At 31.2% G+C, this 20,846-nt stretch carries 21 protein-coding genes, 1 other RNA gene and 1 pseudogene; 14 read left to right on the top strand and 9 right to left on the bottom strand.

Features of this window, described 5'->3' with window-relative positions; all coding sequences use genetic code 11:
- The first annotated feature begins 1 nt into the window (after position 1).
- From tatC to lptB, 3 genes and pseudogenes are all read left to right on the top strand, one after another.
- Entirely contained in the window at positions 2 to 823 is an 822-nt protein-coding gene (tatC, locus tag LCI24_RS08280) for a twin-arginine translocase subunit TatC (protein ID WP_274639955.1), read from the top strand.
- Complete coding sequence (locus tag LCI24_RS08285) at positions 798 to 1,145, top strand: carboxymuconolactone decarboxylase family protein (protein WP_099214324.1); 348 nt, start codon at positions 798 to 800, stop codon at positions 1,143 to 1,145. Before tatC ends, LCI24_RS08285 begins: the two co-directional genes overlap by 26 nt.
- 86 nt (positions 1,146 to 1,231) lie before the next feature.
- Positions 1,232 to 1,966: pseudogene (gene lptB / locus LCI24_RS08290) on the top strand (LPS export ABC transporter ATP-binding protein); the annotation flags it as partial.
- Positions 1,967 to 2,511: 545 nt separating this feature from the next.
- Here lptB and LCI24_RS08295 read toward each other — a convergent pair.
- On the bottom strand, positions 2,512 to 3,264 hold the full coding sequence (locus LCI24_RS08295) for a CDP-alcohol phosphatidyltransferase family protein (protein WP_274639956.1): 753 nt from the start codon (positions 3,262 to 3,264) through the stop codon (positions 2,512 to 2,514).
- A gap of 101 nt (positions 3,265 to 3,365) precedes the next feature.
- Here LCI24_RS08295 and LCI24_RS08300 point away from each other — a divergent pair, with 101 nt between their 5' ends.
- Both LCI24_RS08300 and LCI24_RS08305 read left to right on the top strand, forming a co-directional pair.
- Positions 3,366 to 4,343 carry a YheT family hydrolase gene (locus LCI24_RS08300; protein ID WP_274639957.1) on the top strand — a complete coding sequence of 326 codons (978 nt, stop codon included), beginning with the start codon at positions 3,366 to 3,368 and terminating at the stop codon, positions 4,341 to 4,343.
- Positions 4,344 to 4,425: 82 nt separating this feature from the next.
- The gene (locus LCI24_RS08305) at positions 4,426 to 5,613 is read left to right on the top strand and encodes a lipoprotein N-acyltransferase Lnb domain-containing protein (RefSeq protein WP_274639958.1); all 1,188 of its coding nucleotides are present in this window, start codon (positions 4,426 to 4,428) and stop codon (positions 5,611 to 5,613) included.
- Here LCI24_RS08305 and aroQ read toward each other — a convergent pair.
- The 3 genes from aroQ to LCI24_RS08320 form a co-directional block, all read right to left on the bottom strand.
- On the bottom strand, positions 5,590 to 6,006 hold the full coding sequence (aroQ, locus tag LCI24_RS08310; RefSeq protein WP_274639959.1) for a type II 3-dehydroquinate dehydratase: 417 nt from the start codon (positions 6,004 to 6,006) through the stop codon (positions 5,590 to 5,592). The genes LCI24_RS08305 and aroQ overlap by 24 nt on opposite strands.
- 100 nt (positions 6,007 to 6,106) lie before the next feature.
- Positions 6,107 to 6,631, bottom strand: coding sequence for a hypothetical protein (locus LCI24_RS08315; protein ID WP_274639960.1), 525 nt, complete (start codon positions 6,629 to 6,631; stop codon positions 6,107 to 6,109).
- 216 nt (positions 6,632 to 6,847) lie between these two features.
- Positions 6,848 to 7,318, bottom strand: a complete 471-nt coding sequence (locus tag LCI24_RS08320) for a hypothetical protein (protein WP_274639961.1) — start codon at positions 7,316 to 7,318, stop codon at positions 6,848 to 6,850.
- Between the two features lie 761 nt (positions 7,319 to 8,079).
- Between LCI24_RS08320 and LCI24_RS08325 the strand changes: the two genes are divergently transcribed.
- Positions 8,080 to 9,000: a site-specific tyrosine recombinase gene (locus LCI24_RS08325; protein ID WP_274639962.1), complete on the top strand. Its 921-nt coding sequence runs from the start codon at positions 8,080 to 8,082 to the stop codon at positions 8,998 to 9,000.
- A gap of 20 nt (positions 9,001 to 9,020) precedes the next feature.
- Here LCI24_RS08325 and ffs read toward each other — a convergent pair.
- Positions 9,021 to 9,119, bottom strand: an RNA gene (gene ffs / locus LCI24_RS08330) — signal recognition particle sRNA small type.
- Between the two features lie 176 nt (positions 9,120 to 9,295).
- Between ffs and LCI24_RS08335 the strand changes: the two genes are divergently transcribed.
- From LCI24_RS08335 to LCI24_RS08350, 4 genes are all read left to right on the top strand, one after another.
- Entirely contained in the window at positions 9,296 to 9,817 is a 522-nt protein-coding gene (locus LCI24_RS08335) for a DUF4199 domain-containing protein (protein WP_274639963.1), read from the top strand.
- Positions 9,818 to 9,896: 79 nt separating this feature from the next.
- Positions 9,897 to 10,853 carry a glycosyltransferase family 2 protein gene (locus LCI24_RS08340; protein ID WP_274639964.1) on the top strand — a complete coding sequence of 319 codons (957 nt, stop codon included), beginning with the start codon at positions 9,897 to 9,899 and terminating at the stop codon, positions 10,851 to 10,853.
- A gap of 32 nt (positions 10,854 to 10,885) precedes the next feature.
- Positions 10,886 to 12,595: a phospho-sugar mutase gene (locus LCI24_RS08345; protein ID WP_274639965.1), complete on the top strand. Its 1,710-nt coding sequence runs from the start codon at positions 10,886 to 10,888 to the stop codon at positions 12,593 to 12,595.
- Positions 12,595 to 14,421: an ABC transporter ATP-binding protein gene (locus LCI24_RS08350; protein WP_274639966.1), complete on the top strand. Its 1,827-nt coding sequence runs from the start codon at positions 12,595 to 12,597 to the stop codon at positions 14,419 to 14,421. Before LCI24_RS08345 ends, LCI24_RS08350 begins: the two co-directional genes overlap by 1 nt.
- A 58-nt stretch (positions 14,422 to 14,479) precedes the next feature.
- Here LCI24_RS08350 and LCI24_RS08355 read toward each other — a convergent pair whose 3' ends face one another.
- The 4 genes from LCI24_RS08355 to LCI24_RS08370 are packed head-to-tail and all read right to left on the bottom strand — an operon-like array spanning position 14,480 to position 18,265.
- Complete coding sequence (locus LCI24_RS08355; RefSeq protein ID WP_274639967.1) at positions 14,480 to 15,904, bottom strand: CCA tRNA nucleotidyltransferase; 1,425 nt, start codon at positions 15,902 to 15,904, stop codon at positions 14,480 to 14,482.
- A 4-nt stretch (positions 15,905 to 15,908) separates the two neighbouring features.
- The gene (locus tag LCI24_RS08360; RefSeq protein ID WP_274639968.1) at positions 15,909 to 16,466 is read right to left on the bottom strand and encodes an L-threonylcarbamoyladenylate synthase; all 558 of its coding nucleotides are present in this window, start codon (positions 16,464 to 16,466) and stop codon (positions 15,909 to 15,911) included.
- On the bottom strand, positions 16,450 to 17,484 hold the full coding sequence (locus LCI24_RS08365) for a Stealth CR1 domain-containing protein (RefSeq protein WP_274639969.1): 1,035 nt from the start codon (positions 17,482 to 17,484) through the stop codon (positions 16,450 to 16,452). Before LCI24_RS08365 ends, LCI24_RS08360 begins: the two co-directional genes overlap by 17 nt.
- The gene (locus LCI24_RS08370) at positions 17,450 to 18,265 is read right to left on the bottom strand and encodes a 2,3,4,5-tetrahydropyridine-2,6-dicarboxylate N-succinyltransferase (protein WP_028891899.1); all 816 of its coding nucleotides are present in this window, start codon (positions 18,263 to 18,265) and stop codon (positions 17,450 to 17,452) included. The genes LCI24_RS08365 and LCI24_RS08370 overlap by 35 nt, the downstream gene beginning before the upstream one ends.
- 120 nt (positions 18,266 to 18,385) lie before the next feature.
- Here LCI24_RS08370 and ruvX point away from each other — a divergent pair, with 120 nt between their 5' ends.
- Genes ruvX through mazG form a run of 4 tightly spaced genes read left to right on the top strand, consistent with a single transcriptional unit; the run spans position 18,386 to position 20,669 of the window.
- Positions 18,386 to 18,796: a Holliday junction resolvase RuvX gene (gene ruvX, locus LCI24_RS08375; RefSeq protein WP_274639970.1), complete on the top strand. Its 411-nt coding sequence runs from the start codon at positions 18,386 to 18,388 to the stop codon at positions 18,794 to 18,796.
- 54 nt (positions 18,797 to 18,850) lie between these two features.
- On the top strand, positions 18,851 to 19,435 hold the full coding sequence (gene def, locus LCI24_RS08380; protein ID WP_099214309.1) for a peptide deformylase: 585 nt from the start codon (positions 18,851 to 18,853) through the stop codon (positions 19,433 to 19,435).
- Positions 19,436 to 19,463: 28 nt separating this feature from the next.
- Positions 19,464 to 19,886 (top strand): DUF5606 family protein, encoded by a 423-nt coding sequence (locus LCI24_RS08385; protein WP_274639971.1) that lies wholly within the window; start codon positions 19,464 to 19,466, stop codon positions 19,884 to 19,886.
- A gap of 3 nt (positions 19,887 to 19,889) precedes the next feature.
- Positions 19,890 to 20,669: a nucleoside triphosphate pyrophosphohydrolase gene (mazG, locus tag LCI24_RS08390; RefSeq protein ID WP_274639972.1), complete on the top strand. Its 780-nt coding sequence runs from the start codon at positions 19,890 to 19,892 to the stop codon at positions 20,667 to 20,669.
- Positions 20,670 to 20,846 lie beyond the last annotated feature (177 nt).

The following is a 20,846-nucleotide window of genomic DNA, read 5'->3' on the forward strand; positions in this document are numbered from 1 at the left end:
GATGGCAGAAAAGGAAATGTCTTTTTTAGACCATCTTGAAGAACTAAGATGGCATTTAGTAAGGAGTTTTGTAGCTATTTTTGTAGTAGCAATCGTCATTTTTGCAAACATTAATTTTGTTTTTAATGAGATTCTTTTAGCTCATTTAAAGCCTGATTTTGCAACGTATCAATTCTTTTGTAAAGTATTTTCTTCTATTGGAATTGATAGTAGTTTTTGTACGATTAAATTTAAACAAACACTTCAAGCCTTAAATCCTACTCAACAATTAATGACAGGAATTTGGTCTTCTCTAATTTTAGGGTTTGTAGTTGCTTTTCCTTATATTTTATGGGAGTTTTGGCGATTTATAGCTCCTGGGTTGCATGAAAACGAAAAGAAAAAATCAAAAGGCTTTATTTTCACCTCTTCTTTTCTGTTCTTTCTAGGTATTTTATTTAGCTATTATGTTATTTTACCAATGTCTGTATACTTCTTTTACAACTTTGAAATATCAGACGCTATACAAAACAATTTTAAGTTAGAGGCTTACATTAGCCTTATTACAAATACATTATTGGGTGTTGCTATATTTTTTGAACTTCCCGTAGTTATTTTCTTCCTAACTAAAATAGGATTAATTACACCAGAGTTTTTACGAAAATATCGTAAACATGCATTAGTCGTGGTATTGGTATTATCTGCTATTATTACTCCACCAGATGTGGCTAGTCAAGTAATTGTATCAGTGCCTATCATGATTTTATATGAAATGAGTATTTATGTATCAAAATTTGTCTTAAAACAACAACAAAAGAATGTCACAAAAAGTCCAAGAGTTTAACGACTACCGTGCTAAAATGAACGAAAAGATTTTAGCATCAGATAATAAAGTAATCAAACGTATTTTTAACTTAGACACCAATGCTTTTACTGAAGGGCATTTACCTGTTAAAACTAAAGAATTACTAGGTTTAGTAGCATCTGCAGTATTACGTTGTGATGACTGTATTGCTTATCATTTAAAAACAGCCCACCAAAATGGTGTTACCAAAGAAGAAATGATGGAAACTATGAGTATTGCCACATTAGTAGGTGGAACTATTTTAATTCCTCATTTACGAAGAGCTGTAGAGTTTTGGGAAGCATTAGAAAACGAAGCTTAATTTATACATATATTGATTTAAGAAGTTTTTAAGAAACAGTTTTGTTACTTTTATACTTTAATCAATTCCATTTTCAACAATAATAAATGAAGTTAAGAGCAGACAACATACAAAAGATATACGGTAGCAGAAAAGTAGTAAAAGGAATTTCTTTGGAAGTTGAGCAAGGTGAAATTATTGGATTACTTGGTCCTAACGGAGCTGGTAAAACGACCTCTTTCTATATGATTGTAGGTATGATTAAACCTAACGATGGTCACATTTTTCTAGACAATGAAGAAATTACTACTGATGCAATGTATAAACGTTCTCAAAAAGGAATTGGTTATTTAGCACAAGAAGCTTCTGTTTTTAGAAAGCTTTCAGTAGAAGATAATATTATGTCAGTTCTTGAATTTACTGATAGAACTAAAGCTGAAAGAAAACAACGCCTAGAAGAGTTAATAGATGAATTTAGTTTAGGACATGTACGTAAAAACCGCGGTGATTTATTGTCGGGTGGTGAACGCCGTAGAACAGAAATTGCACGTTGTTTAGCTTCTGATCCTAAATTTATTTTATTAGATGAACCTTTTGCTGGTGTCGACCCAATTGCTGTAGAAGATATTCAAGGAATTGTAGCGCAATTGAAAAATAAAAATATTGGTATTTTAATTACCGATCATGATGTGCAGGCTACTCTTGCAATTACTGACAGAACTTACCTAATGTATAATGGGGGAATTTTAAAAGAAGGAACTCCCGAAGAGCTTGCTGAAGACGAAACTGTTCGTAGAGTGTATCTTGGAAAGGATTTTGAGCTTAAGAAGAAAAAATTCGATAATCAAGCTGTAACACAAAATCATTTCATAATTGAGAACGCAAAAGAAGAAGATCTTTTCTCCTCTTTTTCTAAAGTCTATCACAACCAAAACTTAAAAGATGGTTTTAAGCTGTATAGAAAAAAAGGGAATACTAATTCTTTTCTTGTTATACCTGCGGATAATATGAGTTTCATCGATTTCTGTAATTTATGCATTGATATAGAAGGTTTAAATGTAAAAGGGAATATCAAAGTGTCTGATCATAGCTATAAAAAAATAGCTAATTATAATGATTGGTGTAACTTTGAAATAGGTTCAGATAAAGTTACATTAACCAATAGAAATAACGAAAGCTGGGACATTTACAAAAAAGGAGATTTTACGAAAAATAAGCTTATGGATAAGGTCTTTGCTGAAGATAAAATATCTTTAGAAAATTATCATTTCATAAGTAACATTTTTGAACCTCAAAAAAACACCTAAAAAATGATTTTCAAAATCAAAACAAAAAAGCACGTTGATTCACAACGTGCTTTTTTGTTTTATTTAAGATGTAACTTATTCTATTTTGAAGAGAGTTTTTTATCTGAGTTATTTACAATAGACAATACTACATATGATAGTATTATCATTGGAATTGCAACTATTTTTAAAGTAATAATTAATATAATTGATAAAGCTAAAAACACATACTTAATCACATTATCTTTAAAATAAAAATTTTTAAACTTCAAGGAGAACAACGGTATTTCAGCATTCATTAAATACGTAAACAACACTGTAAGTAATATTAAAAAGTATTGATTTTCAATAAAACTTATTAAAAACGATTCTTTATCAAACTGTGCTATTAATGGTAAAGAAATTACAAACAAGCTCATAGCTGGTGTTGGTACTCCAATAAAACTATCCGATTGACGCTCATCAATATTAAACTTTGCTAAACGGTATCCTGCTCCTAATGTTAGCAATAAGCCTAAATAAGGCAAATTACTTCCTGTTGCTCCATATTCATCAACTCCAAAGTATCCAACAGCATCTACATCTATAGCATTTACCAACATTTGCATCATTACAATCCCAGGCACTACTCCACTTGTTACCATATCAGCTAAACTATCTAACTGTTTACCTAGTTCACCTTGTACCTTTAACATACGAGCTGCAAACCCATCAAAAAAATCAAAAAGTATTCCAAGCATTACTAATATTGCCGTGGCGAAAAAATCACCTTTTATGGCAAAAATGGTAGCAATAGTACCACACAACAAGTTTCCTAAGGTTAATAAATTTGGAATATATTTTTTGACATTCATAGTACTCATAAAATTTACAGCTAAAATAAGAAATCATTCAATGGCTTTTACATTTTAGTTATTTTTTGTCATCTTTGTTTAAAAAGCTATTACTTAGTATTATGCCAATTATCACAGATACATTCTCTCCTAGCCTCCCATTTAAAAGTGCTCATTTTAACACTGTTTATCGTCCGTTATTCATGAAAGACACCATTGAATATAAACGAAAAAGAATTACAACGTGGGATGCTGATTTTATTGATTTAGACTTTTCTTTTGTGGAATCTAACACTATTGTGCTGTTAATTCACGGACTCGAAGGGAGTTCTCAGTCAAATTATATGATTACAACATCTAACCATCTAAACTGTTTAGGTTTTGATACAGTCTGTATGAATTTAAGAGGTTGTAGCGGAGAAGATAATTTACTTTTAGAAACCTATCATAGCGGAAAAACAGACGATGTTAGTTTCATCATTAAATACTTAAAAAACCATTATGATTATGACAATATTATAATCACAGGGTTTAGTTTAGGAGGAAATCTAACTTTAAAATATTTAGGGGAATACAGTGATATTCCTTCAGAAGTTAAAGGAGGAATAGCTGTATCTGTTCCTGTTGATTTAACCTCTTCTCAAGCGGAACTAAATAAATTAAAAAACAAAATTTACCTAAATGAGTTTTTAAAAACTATGAAGTTAAAGCTCTTACAGAAAGCAAAAAAGTTCCCTGACTTCAAATTAAATAAAGAACTCTTATTAAAAGCTAGTAAATTTAGACATTTAGAAAAACAGTACACCGTACCTGTTTTTGGCTTTGAAAGTTCCGAGGATTATTGGCTAAAAGCAAGTGCTAAGCCTTTTATTCCAGAAATTAAGGTTCCAACATTACTTGTTAATGCTTTAGATGATAGTTTTTTATCAAAAGAATGCTACCCTATAAAAGAAGCTAAAGAAATGAAAAACTTTTATCTCTCTACACCAAATTATGGCGGACATGTAGGTTTTATGTCTTCTTTTTCTAGTACAGAAAACAGATGGTTAGAACAACGTATTTCAAGATTTATAAATGAAACTCTTGGTATTGAATATTAAACAATAACCTTAAAAATACCTAGTTATATTAATCGGATTTATGATATTTGTAAAACACCGACATTAATTTTCTCTGATACTTATGATGATAAAAAAATATACCTTTCTTTTTCTTTGTTTATTATGTATTAATCAAGCTTTTTCTCAAAGAGTTAATACTTTAGGTTTATCAAAATTTTCTCAAATAAGTATCATTACTTCAGGACCTGGAGAAGCTTTATATGAGAAGTTTGGACATACAGCCATTCGAGTAAAAGATCCCGTTTTACAACTAGATCTTCTTTATAATTATGGGATTTTTGATTTTGATGACCCAAACTTTTATGTAAATTTCACAAAAGGTTATATGAAATATAAGTTGGCTCGTTATCCGTTCCATTTATCTTTAAAGAGTGCTCAACGAGATAAACGTTGGGTGAAAGAACAAATTTTAAACTTAACACAACAACAAAGAAATGATTTTTTTCAGTTTTTAGAAACAAATGTTCTCCCTGAAAATGCAAGCTATTTTTACGATCCTTTTTTCGATAACTGTGCTACCAGGCCTCGTGATATAATTCAAAAAGTTACAGAAAATAACTTAGTTTTTAAGGATAATTTTGTTACTAAGTATTTATCGTTACGACAATTGATGAATAAAGAAATTAATCCAAACACTTGGGGTAGCTTAGGAATTAATATAGCTTTAGGAAGTAAGTTAGATAAAATAGCAGCTCCAAAAGAATACTTATACTTACCTGATTATGTTTTTGAAGCTTTAAGTGTATCAAAAATTGTTAAAGATGAAAAAGAAGAAAATTTAGTTAGGAAAACAAATGTTTTACTCGATTTTGAAGAGAAAGAATCCAAAAGTGATATTATTAATCCCTTTTTAGTAATTTTATTATTCTCCTTATTTGGAATGTTTATTACTTATAAGGACATTAAAAACTCTAAAAGAACCAAATGGTTTGACTTTGTTCTGTTTTTTACAACTGGTATTTTAGGTTTGCTGATTGTTTTTTTATGGTTCTTTACCAACCACTCAACTGCACCTAACAATTTTAACTTTTTATGGGCGTTTGCACCTAACTTAGTTGTTGCTATCTTTTTATTGAAGGAAATTCCACCAAAATGGATATACGGTTATTGTATCGTTTTATTAATTTTTATACTAATTATTCCTTTTATATGGCTATTTAGTATTCAATTATACACGTATCCTATGATTCCTCTATTTTTGTTATTAGGAACTCGCTATTTCTTTTTACAAAAAGCTTTGAAGAGCTAGTTCATATCCTTGTAAACCAAAACCAAAAATAACTCCTTTAGCATTAGGAGCTATATAACTAGTGTGGCGAAACTCTTCTCTAGCATGTATATTTGAAATATGCACTTCAACTACAGGGGTTTCTATACCTTTTACAGCATCACCAATACCTACAGATGTATGAGTATAGGCCGCTGCATTTAGAATGATACCATCATAATCAAAACCTACTTCATGTAATTTATCTATCAACTCCCCTTCTATATTCGATTGAAAATACTCTAAATTTACATTAGTATAATTATTTTTTAATTCTTTAAAATAATCATCAAAAGAACTTGCTCCATAAATAGTTGGTTCACGCTTCCCTAATAAATTCAAATTAGGTCCATTAATTATAATTATTTTTTTCATTCTTAATATTTTCTAAAGTAAAAATACTCTTTTTAACTTTTAAGCATAAAAAAAAGGAAGCAATTTTGCTTCCTTTTTAAATTTATTTTTTAAGTACTTTTTAGAAATGTAATGCAAAACCAACATTAAATTGGAAAGAGTTAAAATCTTCAGTATCTCCTAAACCTAAGTTATATCTTAAACCTGGCTCAATACTTACCATATCACCTAAGAATATAGCATAACCCGCTTGAAAACCTAAGAAAGATGCATCATATGCATCATATGAAGCTCCTGAATAATCAATTTGTACTGGAATCATACTAGAAATATAATATTTTGCTCCAATCTTGTAAGAAAAAGCATCATCAGCACCTCTATCATTGTACCCTAAACCTAACTTAATAGCTAAGTCATCCATAATGAAATATCCAGCTTCTGCTCCAATTCCCCAAGATGTTACTGATCCTCCCCCAGGCATATCTTCTGAAGACAAGTAAAAACCTGTTGCAGCACCATGAGCAGCTCCAAAACCAGTGTTACCTTCTACTAACCATTTTCCTTTTGCTGTTTGTCCGTTAGCCTCTTGTGCATTAGCTGTAAAACCTGCAGCTACCATAGCAATTACTAATAATAATTTTTTCATAATTTTTAAATTTTATAAATTTTTAGTTTGAGCCGGCAAATATACATCTAAATTAGGACTTCAAGCAATCATTTTTTCTAAAAAAAATCCAAATAGAGCTACTAAAAACTAACTATTTCAATCTGAAAAAGTTAGCCTACAACCAAAATATTTTTTTCTTAAAACAAAAAAAAGGAAGCAATTTTGCTTCCTTTTTACTTATTATTGAGTTTCTTATTATAAAGAAAAAGAATAAGTTCCTCCTAAACCAACAGTTGAAGCTGTAGCTCCATCAAGAGCAACATTTGAATAATCAACATGTAAAGTAATCTTTTCACTTACTTGGTAACCTACCATTGGTCTATAGTAAAAACCACTATCAACTCCAGAAGGTCTAACACCAATTCCGTACCCTAAATCAGCACCAACAACAAACTTCTCAGCTACATTGTAACGACCAGCTACAGCTAAAGGTAAGAAAGCTATATCAGCTCCTTCTCCTTGGAAGTGTACATACGATACAGATGGTCCTAATTTAAAACCTTCAGCTACATTAAATAAATAGTTAGCCTCAATAGCTCCAGTTACGTCAAAACCATCAGCATCACCTACTGGTAAACCAATAGTACCACCAACGTTTAATTGTCCTTCTTGTGCATTAACAGCTAAACCTAAAGCCATCATAGCAACTACTAAAAATTTTTTCATAATTTTTGTTTTATAAGTTTTATTTTGAGCCGGCGAAGATACACCTAAATAAAGTTTTAACAGCTCATTTTTTTAATAAAAAAAGAGGTCAACCCCCTCTTTATACTTAAAACACTAAAACTTAAAAAGTTAGCTTAAAAATTCTTTTAATAAAAAAAAGAAGTATAATTACCCCCTTTATATTTTATTAAAACTATTAAACTATAGTCCAAATACAACACCAAATCCAAAATTAGCCATTGTACCGCCTTCAACACTAACTCCAGAATATGAAGCTTGAATAGAAATATTATCTGAAACGTTATATCCTACTAATGGTCTGTAATGAAACCTTCCATCATTTCCATCTGGACTAATACCTATTGCGTAACCTAAATCTAAACCTACAACAAATTTTTCAGAAGCATCAAAACGCGCTGCTGCTGCAATAGGTAAAAAAGAGGCATCTTTAATATCAAAACCAGCAAATTCACCTCCAAAATAATGAGAGTAAGAAACCGAAGGGCCTAACTAAAAATTATCTGAAATACTAAATAAATAATTAGCTTCTAAGCCTATTGCAAAATCGTAACCTGTGTAAGCATCTGCTACAGGTAAACCAATACAAACTTTCCTTCTTGTGCGTTAGCAATTAAACCCACTGCTACCATAGCAATTACTAATAATAATTTTTTCTTAATTTTTAAATTTATAATTATAAGTTTGTCTAGCAAAAATAATTTTAACAATACCTTTTTCTAAAAAAAGCTACTCTTTAAAAAATGAACTGGGAACAAGCTATATCTGATTATATTAATTTTTTGAAAATTGAGAGAGGACTTTCAAAAAACTCTATTGACAGCTATCAAAGAGATATAAAAAAGTTAACCTTATTTGTAAATAATTTAGAAGTAATCCCTTCTCCTGTTTATATAACTCATGAAGTTTTACAACAATTTATTTATGATATAAGTAAAAGCATAAAAGCTCGTAGCCAAGCTCGTTTAATTTCAGGATTACGTAGCTTTTTTGACTTTCTAGTCTTTGAAGATTACCGAAAAGACAACCCTACAGACTTAATAGAGAGTCCTAATATCACCCAAAAACTACCTGATACTTTAGAAAAAGAAGATATTGACAAGTTAATTGATGCTATTGATTTAAGTCACCCTCAAGGAGAACGTAACAAAACCATCATTGAAACTATTTATAGTTGTGGTCTTCGTGTAAGTGAATTAATTAATCTACAGCTTTCTGATTTATTTTTTGATGATGGTTACATACGTATACTAGGAAAAGGGAATAAATATCGATTTGTGCCTATACATATAACAACAATACATAGACTTAACTTTTATATTAATGAGATTAGATCTACAATCTCTCCTAAAAAAGAAGATGAAGATATTGTTTTCTTAAATAGAAGAGGAAAGCGCTTAACCCGACAAATGATTTTTATCATTTTAAAAGAATTAGCTCAAAAAATCAATCTAAAAAAAAGTATTGGTCCACATACCTTAAGGCATTCTTTTGCTACATATTTACTTAAAAACGGAGCAGACTTACGTGTTATTCAGCAGTTATTAGGACATGAAAGTATTACTACTACAGAGATTTACGTGCATTTAGATAATAGCTACCTTAAAGAAGTTGTAGAATTGCATCACCCTAGAAGTAATTTGAATTTAAACGAGGAAGAATAAACGAAACTATCGGGTACAAAAAAAGGCAAGCTACCTACATCACACCGCTACGACCTAATACCCTTGCTGCGTTCCCGCCCTGGGGGATTCAAAGGGAGCTGGTTGTGTAGGACTTGCCGATGCAAATTTACAACCATTTTTTCGTAAAAAACAACAAAATTTCAATAAAAAAACTGTAACATTTCTAAGTTTTTGAATACTAATAGTTTGTTATTTATATTTTTTTCTTTTGACAGGATAAAATAAACGTAACATTAAAAAAGAATATATTTGTATCACTAACTAAATTCACACAATGGAAAATCAAGCAAAAAGTAAAAACATTATCTTAAACTATGGATTATATTTAGGTATTATCGGAGTTTTTATTCACTTAGCATTTTATGCCACAGGAACCTTAATAAAATTTGGATGGCTAAGTGGTATTATTGGTTTTATAGCAATGATTGTACTTATTATTTTAGGTATAAAAAAATTCAAAACTGATAATAGTGGTTTTTTAACTTTTGGTCAAGCTTTAAAAATTGGAGTTGGAATAGCGCTAATAAGTGCAGTTATCACAACTATCTACACCTTAGTTTTCACAAACGTAATTGAACCTGATTTTCAAGCACAAATGATGGAAGTTCAAAAACAAACTTGGATTGATTCAGGTATGACTGATGAACAAATTGAAGCATCTGAAGCTATGTCTAAAAAATTCAGTAGCCCTATAATAACAGTACCTTTATCAATAGTAGTATCTGCTTTCTTTGGATTTATAATTTCAGCTATAGGAGGTGCTATCATGAAAAAAACAGAAGAAGAACAATATTAAAACATAGTTTAAACAGGTTAAAGTTTTACATAAAAGTAATACTTCGTAACTTTACCTTTTTAAACATTGAATAAAATATATGGATATATCGATAGTAATACCTCTTCTTAACGAAGAAGAGTCTTTACACGAGTTACACGATTGGATTGCAAACGTCATGCAATCCAATCAGTTTTTATACGAGCTCATTTTTATTGATGATGGTAGCACAGATGCTTCTTGGAGTGTTATTGAAGAATTATCAGTAAAAAACAAATCGGTAAAAGGACTTCGATTTCAAAAAAATTACGGCAAATCTCAAGCCTTAGACGCTGGTTTTGGGTTAGCACAAGGACGCGTGGTTATTACCATGGATGCCGACTTACAAGACAGCCCAGATGAAATTCCTGAATTATACAAGCTAATTATTGAAGACAATTTTGATTTAATTTCTGGTTGGAAAAGGAAGCGTTACGATAACGTAATTACTAAAAATATTCCATCTAAACTCTTCAATTGGGCTGCTCGTAAAACATCAGGATTAAAATTACACGATTTTAACTGCGGATTAAAAGCTTACAAAAATGAAGTAGTTAAGGCGGTAAAAGTAAGCGGTGAAATGCACCGTTATATTCCTGTTTTAGCTAAAAATGAAGGTTTTAATCGTATTGATGAAAAAGTAGTACAACACCAAGCTCGTAAATACGGAGTTACCAAATTTGGAATGGATCGTTTTGTAAACGGTTTTTTAGACTTAATTACTATTTCCTTTTTATCTAAATTCGGTAAACGCCCTATGCACTTTTTTGGTTTATGGGGAACTTTAATGTTTATTTTCGGATTCTTATCTGCCTTTTTTATTGGGGTGATGAAAATATACCACCTTACTGTCGGAATAAAAGCAATACTCGTTACAAATAATCCTTGGTTTTACATAGCCTTAACTTCCATGATTTTAGGAACTCTAATGTTTTTAGCAGGATTCTTAGGTGAGCTAATTATCAAGAGTAATCCGCAACAAAAACATTATAAAATTAAAGAACAACTGAATTTTTAAACTCGTACCTTTGTACGTTTTTTATTTGATACATGAAAGAGATTTTAAACAGCGCAAAACTGTGGCTTTCTGACGATTTCGATTCAGAAACCCAACAAGAAATTCAGCAATTAATTAATACTAATGCTGACGATTTAGCAGATCGTTTTTATAAAAATTTAGAATTCGGAACTGGAGGAATGCGTGGAATTGTTGGCGCAGGTACCAACCGAATTAATAAATACACCTTAGGTAAAGCAACTCAAGGATTAAGTAATTACTTACACAAAACATATCCTGATAAAACATTAAAAGTAGCTATTGGTTACGATTGCCGCCACGACAGTGAATGGTTAGCTAAAGTGGTTGCTGATGTATTATCTGCAAATAACATTCAAGTATTTTTGTTTGAAGATATGCGTCCTACTCCAGAATTATCATTTGCGGTAAATTATTTAGAATGTGACGCAGGAATCGTATTAACAGCTTCTCACAATCCACCAGAATATAACGGGTATAAAGTATATTGGAATGATGGTGGACAAATCGTTCCTCCACAAGACACAGAAATTATCAATGAAGTAAATTCTTTAGCCTTTTCAGAAATCAATTTCAACTCAAAAGAAGAATTGATAACTGCTATCGGAAGCGAAATTGATGAAGCTTTTTGGAAATCTTCTTTAGCTAACGGAACTTTTGATATTAAAGGTTGTGAAGATTTAAAAATAGTATTTACTTCTTTACATGGAACGTCTATCAAATTAATTCCAGAGGTTTTAAAACGTGCTGGTTATACTCAAGTACATATTGTTGAAGAACAAGCAATTCCTGATGGTGATTTCCCTACTGTTGAATCACCAAACCCAGAAGAACCAGCAGCTCTTAAAATGGCGGTTGACTTAGCCAATAAAATTAGTGCTGATATTGTATTAGGAACAGATCCAGATTCAGACAGAATTGGAATTGCTGTTCGCGATACTGAAGGAAATATGAAATTACTAAACGGAAATCAAACTATGAGTATGATGACTGATTTTTTAATTAATGATTGGAAAAAGCAAGGAAAATTAAACGGAAAACAATTTGTTGGATCAACAATTGTTTCTACCAATTTAGTGAATGAAATAGCCGATTCATATAGAGTGGAAACCAAAGTTGGATTAACTGGTTTTAAGTGGATTGCAAAAATGATCAAAGATCATCCTGAACTTAATTTTATAGGCGGTGGTGAAGAAAGTTTTGGCTATATGGTAGGCGATTTTGTGCGTGATAAAGATGCTGTTACCTCTGCCCTACTAGCCTGTGAAATCGCTTCAGATGCAAAATCTAACAATAGTTCTTTCTATAAAGAATTATTGAATTTATATACACGCCATCATTTTTATAAAGAGCATTTAATTTCTTTAGTAAAAAAAGGAATGGATGGAGCACAGCAAATCAAACAAATGATGGTTGATTTACGTAATAATCCGTTTACTGAAATAGATGGATCAAAAGTTAAATACTTATACGATTACCAATCTTCTACAAGAAAAAATTTACTAACAGGTGAAGAAACAGCAATTGACATTCCTAAATCAAATGTATTAATCTATCAAACCCAAGATGGAACTAAAATTGCCGCTCGTCCAAGTGGTACAGAACCTAAAATCAAATTTTACTTTAGTGTTAAAAGTAAATTAAGTGATATTTCAAATGCTAAGGAAGTAGAGAAAGAACTTGACAACAAAATTCAACGTATTATTAAAGAGTTAAACTTATAATGGAATATTTCAAAAAGATTATTAAATATGCTGTCCCGTACAAAAAATATGGGTATTTGAATATCTTATTTAATATCTTATATGCATTCTTTTCAACGCTTTCTTTTTTGGTTTTAATGCCAATGTTAGAGGTCATTTTCAAACCTGATACGCCAAAAGTAACAACAAAACCTACTTTTAACGGAATTGCAGATACTATCAATTATTTTAAAGAGTTTATTTCTTACCATATTACAGGTATAGCAGGAGAAGATAAATCAAAAGCTTTAATGGTAGTTGTTGGTTTAGTTATCATAACTTTTTTCTTTAAAAACATCTTTAATTACTTAGCTATGTATTTTATTACATTTTTAAGGAACGGTGTTTTAAAAGATATTAGAAACGATTTATATAGGAAAACTATAGAGCTACCAATATCCTACTTCTCAGAAAAAAGAAAGGGGGATACTATGGCACGTATTGGTACTGATGTATTAGAAATTCAACATTCTTTTTTATCAATATTATTAATGATTGTTAGAGAACCTTTAACTATTGTATTCACAATTGTAGCAATGGTTTTAATTAGCGTTAAATTAACAATATTTGTTTTTATTTTTATTCCTATTTCTGGTTATATAATTTCCTTAATAGGGAAAAGCTTAAAACGAAAATCAGATAATGTTCAAAAAGAGCAAGGTTATTTTTTATCGTTATTGGAGGAAACTCTAGGGGGATTGAAAGTAATTAAAGGATTTACTGCTGAAAAGGAATTTCAACAAAAATTTGAAGATTCAACTAACCGTTTTTATCATTTTTCAAACACTTTAGTTAACCGTACTAACTTGTCAAGTCCTGCTAGTGAATTTCTAGGCATAGGTGTTATAGCAGTTCTTTTATGGTATGGAGGTATATTAGTTTTAGAAGAAGGCACATTACAAGGCGAAGATTTTATTGCTTATATGGGATTAGCCTACAATATTTTAACTCCAGCAAAAGCTATTTCTAAAGCTAGTTATAGTGTTAAAAAAGGAAATGCTGCTGCTGAACGTGTTTTAGAAATATTAGAAACAGAAAATCCGTTAAAGGATACTTCGAATGCCATTGACAAAAAGGCTTTTGACACAGATATTTCAATAGAAAATGTTTCTTTTAAATATGAAGACAACTACGTTCTAGAGGATTTCTCTCTAAGTATACCTAAAGGTAAAATGGTTGCTTTGGTTGGGCAATCAGGAAGTGGTAAATCTACTATCGCAAACTTATTAACGCGTTTTTATGACGTTAACAAAGGTGCTATCGAAATAGATGGTATAAATATTAGAAATATCAAAAAACATTCACTCAGACAATTAGAAGGTTTAGTTACACAAGATTCTATATTGTTCAATGATACAATAAAGAATAACATTACCTTGGGAATTGAAGGTAAAAGTGATGAAGAAATCATGGAGGCCGCAAAAATTGCCAACGCTCACGAATTTATAAAAGACCTGCCTAATGGTTATAATACTAATATTGGCGATAGTGGAAACAAGCTTTCAGGAGGACAAAAACAACGCCTAAGTATTGCTCGTGCGGTACTTAAAAACCCTCCAATTATGATTTTAGATGAAGCTACTTCAGCTTTAGATACAGAATCAGAAAAGTTAGTACAAGATGCTTTAGAAAAAATGATGCAGAATAGAACTTCTGTAGTCATTGCACATCGTTTATCTACCATTCAAAAAGCAGATATGATTATAGTGATGCAAAAAGGAAAAATTGTAGAGCAAGGTACTCATAATGAGCTTATATCTAAGAGTGGAACTTATAAAAAGCTTGTAGAAATGCAATCTTTAGGATAACAAACTAAAAAAGAGAAGCATTCTGCTTCTCTTTTTTTTAAAACTCTTTTATTTATTATTATTGGCTCACTTTTAAACCTAACTGAACTCCTTTTTCTAACATAAATTGATACGAAGCATCATGTTCATTAGGAATTTTACCATCTAAAATAGCTTCTTTTATAGCTTCTTTTATCTGACCAATTTCCCTACAAGGTTGTAAGTTAAAGGTTTTCATTATTTCTTCCCCTGTTATTGGGGGTTGGAAATTACGAACCCTATCGCGCTCTTCTACTTCTTTAATTTTTTGACGAACTATCTCAAAATTTTTATGATATCTCTTAAATTTCTTCGGATTTTTAGTTGTGATGTCTGCTTCACATAAAGTCATCAATGATTCTACATCATCACCTGCATCAAAAATTAAACGACGTACTGCAGAATCTGTTACTTCACTTGCTAATACAATCGGACGAGAGCTTAACATCACCATTTTCTGAACAAACTTCATCTTGTTATTCAATGGCATTTTTAAACGTTTAAATAGTTTATATACCATTTTTGAACCCACAAATTCATGTGAATGGAATGTCCAACCTATTTTTTTATGGTAACGTTTTGTTGGAGCTTTACCTATATCATGTAACAACGCTGCCCAACGAAGCCAAACATCATCTGTGTTATCGGCAATATTATCTACTACCTCTAAAGTATGATAAAAATTATCTTTGTGTTTTTGTCCTTCTACCTCTTCTACTCCTTTTAAAGCAATTAATTCCGGTAAAATTCGCTCTAACAACCCTGTTTTCTCCAATAGTAAAAAACCTATAGAAGGCACTGGAGATTCTAAAATTTTATTCAACTCAACTACAATACGCTCACGAGTAATAATATCAATTCTTGAAGCATTTTTTGTGATTGCATTTAATGAATTTTCTTCAATAGTAAAATTCAATTGGGTAGCAAATCGAATAGCACGCATCATACGTAACGGATCGTCAGAATAGGTTATATCTGGATCTAACGGTGTTCTTATAATTTTTGCTTCTAAATCCGTTATACCTCCAAAAGGATCAAGTAACAACCCGAAATCATCTTCATTTAAACTCAATGCTAATGCATTTATCGTAAAATCTCTCCTATTTTGATCGTCTTGTAAGGTTCCTTCAGAAACTTTAGGGTTTCTACTCTCTTCTGAATAAGATTCTTTACGTGCCCCTACGAACTCAATTTCAACATCTTGAAAACGCAACATTGCCGTTCCGTAAGTTTTAAACACTTGAACTTTTGGCTTACTAGGTAGTAATTCAGCTACTTTTTGAGCTAATTCTATTCCACTTCCAACAGCGACAACGTCAATATCTTTGGCTGTTCCACGTTTTAAAATAAAATCACGTACAAAACCGCCAATTACATAGCTTTCTAGTTGTAATTCTTTAGCTGCTTGGGATATATATTGAAATATTTCTGCGGAAATTGCTTCCTTAAAATATTGTTTTTGCATACAATTATTCTCTAATCACAATAACATCGTCATCTTCAATTTTTAAAATGGTTGAAGACTTTTCTGCTACTTTATCTTGATGCAAATTTACCACATAATCTACATTCTTTAAAATTGCTTCGCTTATTTCTGAAAAAGACTTAGGTGTTGGCTCTCCACTAACGTTTGCTGATGTAGAAACAATAGGATTTCCAAACTCTTTAATTAACTGAATACAAAACTCATCCTGTGGAATTCTTATCGCAATTGTATTGTCTGATGCTATTGTATTTGGTGCTAATCCTTTCGGGTTATTATAAATAATAGTAGTTGGTTTTTTAGATTCTTTTAAAATTTGAAGTGCTTTTTCAGGGATACTTTCAACATAATTCAGTAACATTTTAATAGAATCAACCAAAATAATTAAGCTTTTTGACTCTTCTCTATTTTTTAGTTTGTAGATTTTTTTTACAGCTTCTTCATTTGTAGCATCACAGCCAAGTCCCCATACAGTATCTGTGGGGTATAGAATTGTTTTAGCTGTTTTTAATGCGTCAATTATAGAATTATACTTTACTTGCAAAATTTGAATCTAGTTTTTTATCTATCCATTTTAAAATATACTTTTGTGTAGTCTTTTCTGCTGTTTCTAAACTTTGAAAACACATAAAAAGTTTACTCTTATCAATAGAAAAATTTAATAATTTTAATCTTATTGATGTCTTGTTATAAGATTGAAAATAACTCAATTTGAAGTCTCTATCTAAAATATAATCATCATTTTTTATTTGAATATGATTAGACAATGAAGATATTATAAACTGTGTATTATCTCTAAACCGATATTTAATATTATTTTCTAAAAAATTAGGATTCTCTGCAAAATAATTCTCGAGTCCTGATTTCTTTATAGAGACTGGTGTATGATCTCTTCTCACATACTTTTTAAATCCTAATAATTTTGCACTTTTTTGTTGTGCTAACTTATATCCTGTTTTCTTTGGATTGTTCTTTTTAAAAATTCCTTTTACCCTTAAAAACAAATTTCTAAAAAATTTATCTTCATAAAAAGAATCCCATCTTCCTCTAATAACTGGTTTGTCATCTATAAAAAAATCTTCCTTTTTTGTCTCTCGCATTAAGAAAGTATCATCATTAAAAATAACAAAATTATCCGATAGGTTTGGTATTCTATATAACATTGAAATTATAGAACATGAATTAAAAGTTGGCAGGTAATGTTCATAGTCTTTAAAAATAATCGTATGATCTACCAACTCCAAATTGACACCTTGATCCTTTGCTTTTTGCTTCAGCTCTAAAAAGTTATGTGGTTGCTGATTATCAGTAACCACATAAATATTTTTTATAAATACAGCAAACTTAAGTATTGATAAAATAGTAATTTCTACCTCATTAATAGAATTATAACGAGTAGATTCTTTCTTATTACTCCAATCTATCTTTTTATCTAAATATTGATTGATTTTATTTCTCCAAACTTCGTCCGAGCTATCAACCCAAGTAATTACTGCATCTATCTGCATATCAAAATTTCTTAATTCTTTATACCGCCACATCATACTCTCTAAGAGCATCATTTAACGAAGTTTTCTTGTTGGTACTTTCTTTACGCTTACCAATGATTAAAGCACAAGGAACTTGATACTCCCCTGCTGCAAACTTCTTGGTATAACTTCCAGGAATTACTACCGAACGTGCTGGTACTACGCCTTTCATTTCAACAGGTTCATCTCCTGTTACATCAATTATCTTAGTACTCATCGTCAATACAACGTTTGCTCCTAAAACAGCTTCTTTCTCTACTCTAACTCCTTCTACAACAATACAACGAGATCCGATGAAAGCTCCATCTTCAATAATTACTGGTGCTGCTTGTAAAGGCTCTAAAACCCCTCCAATTCCTACTCCACCAGATAAGTGTACGTTTTTACCAATTTGTGCACAAGAACCTACAGTTGCCCAAGTATCTACCATCGTACCTTCATCAACATACGCTCCAATATTTACATAACTTGGCATTAAAATAGTTCCTGCAGAAATATAGGCTCCATGACGTGCTACTGCATTAGGTACCACACGAATTCCTTTAGCTTCGTAACCTCTCTTTAATGGAATTTTATCATGATATTCAAAAATACCAGCCTCTAAAGTTTCCATTTTTTGAATAGGAAAATATAACACTACTGCCTTTTTCACCCATTCATTTACTTGCCATCCATTGTCAGTTGGTTCAGCAACACGTAAATCTCCAGCATCTAATAAATCTACTACTTTTCTAATAGCATTAATCGTAGTTTCTTCTTTCAATAAATCGCGGTTATCCCACGCTTTTTCTATAATTGATTGTAATTCTGTCATTTTTTAATAATATTTTTCAGCAAAAATAAAGTTGCTTTCAAGAATATACCGCGAAGATACATTTTTTAAACAGATATTTCTTCCTTGTTTAATTTAGCTACCTTTGCAAAAACTTATAGAATGGGCAGGATATTAGCCATAGATTTTGGAAAAAAAAGAACAGGTATTGCTGTAACCGATGAACTTCAAATTATTGCTTCGGGTTTAACAACTGTAGATACCTCTGAACTTATCACATTTTTAAAAGAGTATACTCAAAAAGAAAATGTTGAACTTTTTTTAGTAGGAAAACCAAAGCAGATGGATAATTCTGATAGTGAAAGTGAGGTACTTATAACTCCTTTTCTTCAAAAGCTTGAAAAAGCTATCCCTTCTATCCCCATAAAACGTGTAGATGAGCGTTTTACCTCTAAAATGGCTTTTCAAACAATGATTGATAGTGGTTTGAAGAAAAAACAACGTCAAAACAAAGCTTTAGTAGACGAAATAAGTGCTACAATCATCTTACAGTCGTATTTATACAACAAATAATTTTCTACCAAAAGCATTCTTTGTATTTTTGCATTCCTTAAAATTAAAAAGTAAATGATTTTACCCATTGTAGCATACGGAGATCCCGTTTTACGTAAAGTAGGAAAAGAAATCGATAAAGACTATCCGCAGTTAGACAAATTAATTGCTGATATGAGAGAAACTATGTACAATGCTAACGGACTTGGTTTAGCGGCTCCTCAAATAGGAAAAGACATCCGTTTATTTGTTATTGATGCTTCTCCTTTTGCAGAAGATGACGATATAAGTGAAGAAGAAAAAGAAGTTTTCAAAAACTTTAATCGCGTATTTATCAATGCTAAAATTATTGAAGAAGAAGGTGACGAATGGGCTTTTAACGAAGGATGTTTAAGTATTCCAACCATAAACGAAGATGTTTTTCGTCAAGAAAAAGTTACTATTGAATACCAAGATGAAAATTTTGAAAAACACACAGAAACGTTAAGCGGATTACCTGCACGTGTTTTTCAACATGAATATGACCATATTGAAGGAATTTTGTTTACCGATAAACTTTCTTCTTTAAAAAAGAGATTAATTAAAAAGAAATTAGACAATATTTCTAAAGGGAAAGTAAACGCTGGATATCGCATGCGTTTTCCTAATGCTAAAAGATAATAGTTATACACTAAAAAAACATTAAGACATGGAATTTAACAAAATTATAGCTGTAACAGGTAAGCCAGGTTTGTATGAAATCTTATCACAAACTAAAACAGGAGTTATCGTAAAATCTATTGTTGACGGTAAACGTTTTCCTATTACTGCTACTCATAACGTAAGCTTATTAGAAAATATCGCTATTTACACGTACGAAGAAGAAGTGCCTTTAGCACAAGTACTTAAAAATATTGCTGATAAAGAAGATGGTAAAGAAGCTATTTCTCACAAAGAGAGCGCTAATAAATTAACTACTTATTTTGGAGAAGTATTACCTGGATTTGATGAAGAACGTGTGTACGCTTCAAACATTAAAAAAGTAATTCAGTGGTACAACATCTTAGCGAAAGCTGAATTTGACTTTAGCACGTTAGTTGAAGCTGAAGAAACAACTACAGAAGAAGCTTAAATCGTGAATACTCGTAAGCAACAGTTAGCCGCCTTTAATCGTTTGTTAGACATCATGGATGACCTTCGTGAGAAGTGTCCGTGGGATAAAAAACAAACCTTACAAAGTCTACGTCATTTAACTATTGAAGAAACCTACGAGTTAGCAGATGCTATTTTAGACAACGATTTACAAGAAATAAAAAAAGAATTAGGCGATGTGCTTTTGCACATCGTCTTTTATGCTAAAATAGGAAGCGAAAAACAAGCTTTCGATATTGCTGACGTAGCCAATGCGATCTCAGATAAACTCATTGACCGTCATCCACATATTTATGGCGATGTAGTTGTTGAAAACGAAGAAGACGTTAAGAAAAACTGGGAAAAACTCAAACTAAAAGAAGGGAATAAATCTGTTTTAGAAGGCGTTCCTAAAAGTTTACCTGCAGTGGTAAAAGCCAATCGTATTCAAGATAAAGTTGCAGGTGTTGGTTTTGATTGGGAAGAACCACATCAAGTGTGGGAAAAGGTTCAAGAAGAGCTTTCTGAGTTGAACGAAGAAATCAAAAACAACAATCAGGAGAAAATAGAAAAAGAGTTTGGAGACGTTTTGTTCTCCATGATTAACTACGCTCGTTTTATTGGGGTAAATCCTGAAAATGCACTGGAAAAAACCAATAAAAAATTCATCAATCGCTTTCAGTACTTAGAAGAAGCTACCAAAAAAGAAGGCAAGCAACTTTCTGACATGACCCTCGCTGAAATGGATGTGCATTGGGAAAATTCGAAAGAATTTTTCAAATAACTCAAATTGGGAAAACTCGAAAGAGTTTTTCAAATAATCGACTACCGTCATTCCTACCGAAGAGAGGAATCTCACCCAATGAATTTCCAAATACTCTTTAAAATTACAGACACTAATCATAAGATTTAGCTCTGTTGAAGTTTCCACAATATAACGGAACCATCAGCGAGCGCCGCT

Origin of the sequence: Tenacibaculum larymnensis, assembly GCF_028829235.1 — a bacterium.
Classification (GTDB): Bacteria; Bacteroidota; Bacteroidia; order Flavobacteriales; family Flavobacteriaceae; genus Polaribacter; species Polaribacter larymnensis.

What these genes read in the sequence shown, in the direction of transcription:
- LCI24_RS08370 (WP_028891899.1), bottom strand. Translation starts at nt 18,265, where the DNA reads ATGACAGAATTACAATCAATTATAGAAAAAGCGTGGGATAACCGCGAT.
- LCI24_RS08300 (WP_274639957.1), top strand. Translation starts at nt 3,366, where the DNA reads ATGCCAATTATCACAGATACATTCTCTCCTAGCCTCCCATTTAAAAGT.
- LCI24_RS08320 (WP_274639961.1), bottom strand. Translation starts at nt 7,318, where the DNA reads ATGAAAAAATTTTTAGTAGTTGCTATGATGGCTTTAGGTTTAGCTGTT.
- LCI24_RS08365 (WP_274639969.1), bottom strand. Translation starts at nt 17,484, where the DNA reads ATGATGCTCTTAGAGAGTATGATGTGGCGGTATAAAGAATTAAGAAAT.
- LCI24_RS08335 (WP_274639963.1), top strand. Translation starts at nt 9,296, where the DNA reads ATGGAAAATCAAGCAAAAAGTAAAAACATTATCTTAAACTATGGATTA.
- LCI24_RS08345 (WP_274639965.1), top strand. Translation starts at nt 10,886, where the DNA reads ATGAAAGAGATTTTAAACAGCGCAAAACTGTGGCTTTCTGACGATTTC.
- tatC (WP_274639955.1), top strand. Translation starts at nt 2, where the DNA reads ATGGCAGAAAAGGAAATGTCTTTTTTAGACCATCTTGAAGAACTAAGA.
- LCI24_RS08385 (WP_274639971.1), top strand. Translation starts at nt 19,464, where the DNA reads ATGGAATTTAACAAAATTATAGCTGTAACAGGTAAGCCAGGTTTGTAT.
- ruvX (WP_274639970.1), top strand. Translation starts at nt 18,386, where the DNA reads ATGGGCAGGATATTAGCCATAGATTTTGGAAAAAAAAGAACAGGTATT.
- LCI24_RS08315 (WP_274639960.1), bottom strand. Translation starts at nt 6,631, where the DNA reads ATGAAAAAATTATTATTAGTAATTGCTATGGTAGCTGCAGGTTTTACA.
- LCI24_RS08285 (WP_099214324.1), top strand. Translation starts at nt 798, where the DNA reads ATGTCACAAAAAGTCCAAGAGTTTAACGACTACCGTGCTAAAATGAAC.
- LCI24_RS08305 (WP_274639958.1), top strand. Translation starts at nt 4,426, where the DNA reads ATGATGATAAAAAAATATACCTTTCTTTTTCTTTGTTTATTATGTATT.
- LCI24_RS08295 (WP_274639956.1), bottom strand. Translation starts at nt 3,264, where the DNA reads ATGAATGTCAAAAAATATATTCCAAATTTATTAACCTTAGGAAACTTG.
- LCI24_RS08350 (WP_274639966.1), top strand. Translation starts at nt 12,595, where the DNA reads ATGGAATATTTCAAAAAGATTATTAAATATGCTGTCCCGTACAAAAAA.
- aroQ (WP_274639959.1), bottom strand. Translation starts at nt 6,006, where the DNA reads ATGAAAAAAATAATTATAATTAATGGACCTAATTTGAATTTATTAGGG.
- LCI24_RS08355 (WP_274639967.1), bottom strand. Translation starts at nt 15,904, where the DNA reads ATGCAAAAACAATATTTTAAGGAAGCAATTTCCGCAGAAATATTTCAA.
- LCI24_RS08325 (WP_274639962.1), top strand. Translation starts at nt 8,080, where the DNA reads ATGAACTGGGAACAAGCTATATCTGATTATATTAATTTTTTGAAAATT.
- def (WP_099214309.1), top strand. Translation starts at nt 18,851, where the DNA reads ATGATTTTACCCATTGTAGCATACGGAGATCCCGTTTTACGTAAAGTA.
- LCI24_RS08340 (WP_274639964.1), top strand. Translation starts at nt 9,897, where the DNA reads ATGGATATATCGATAGTAATACCTCTTCTTAACGAAGAAGAGTCTTTA.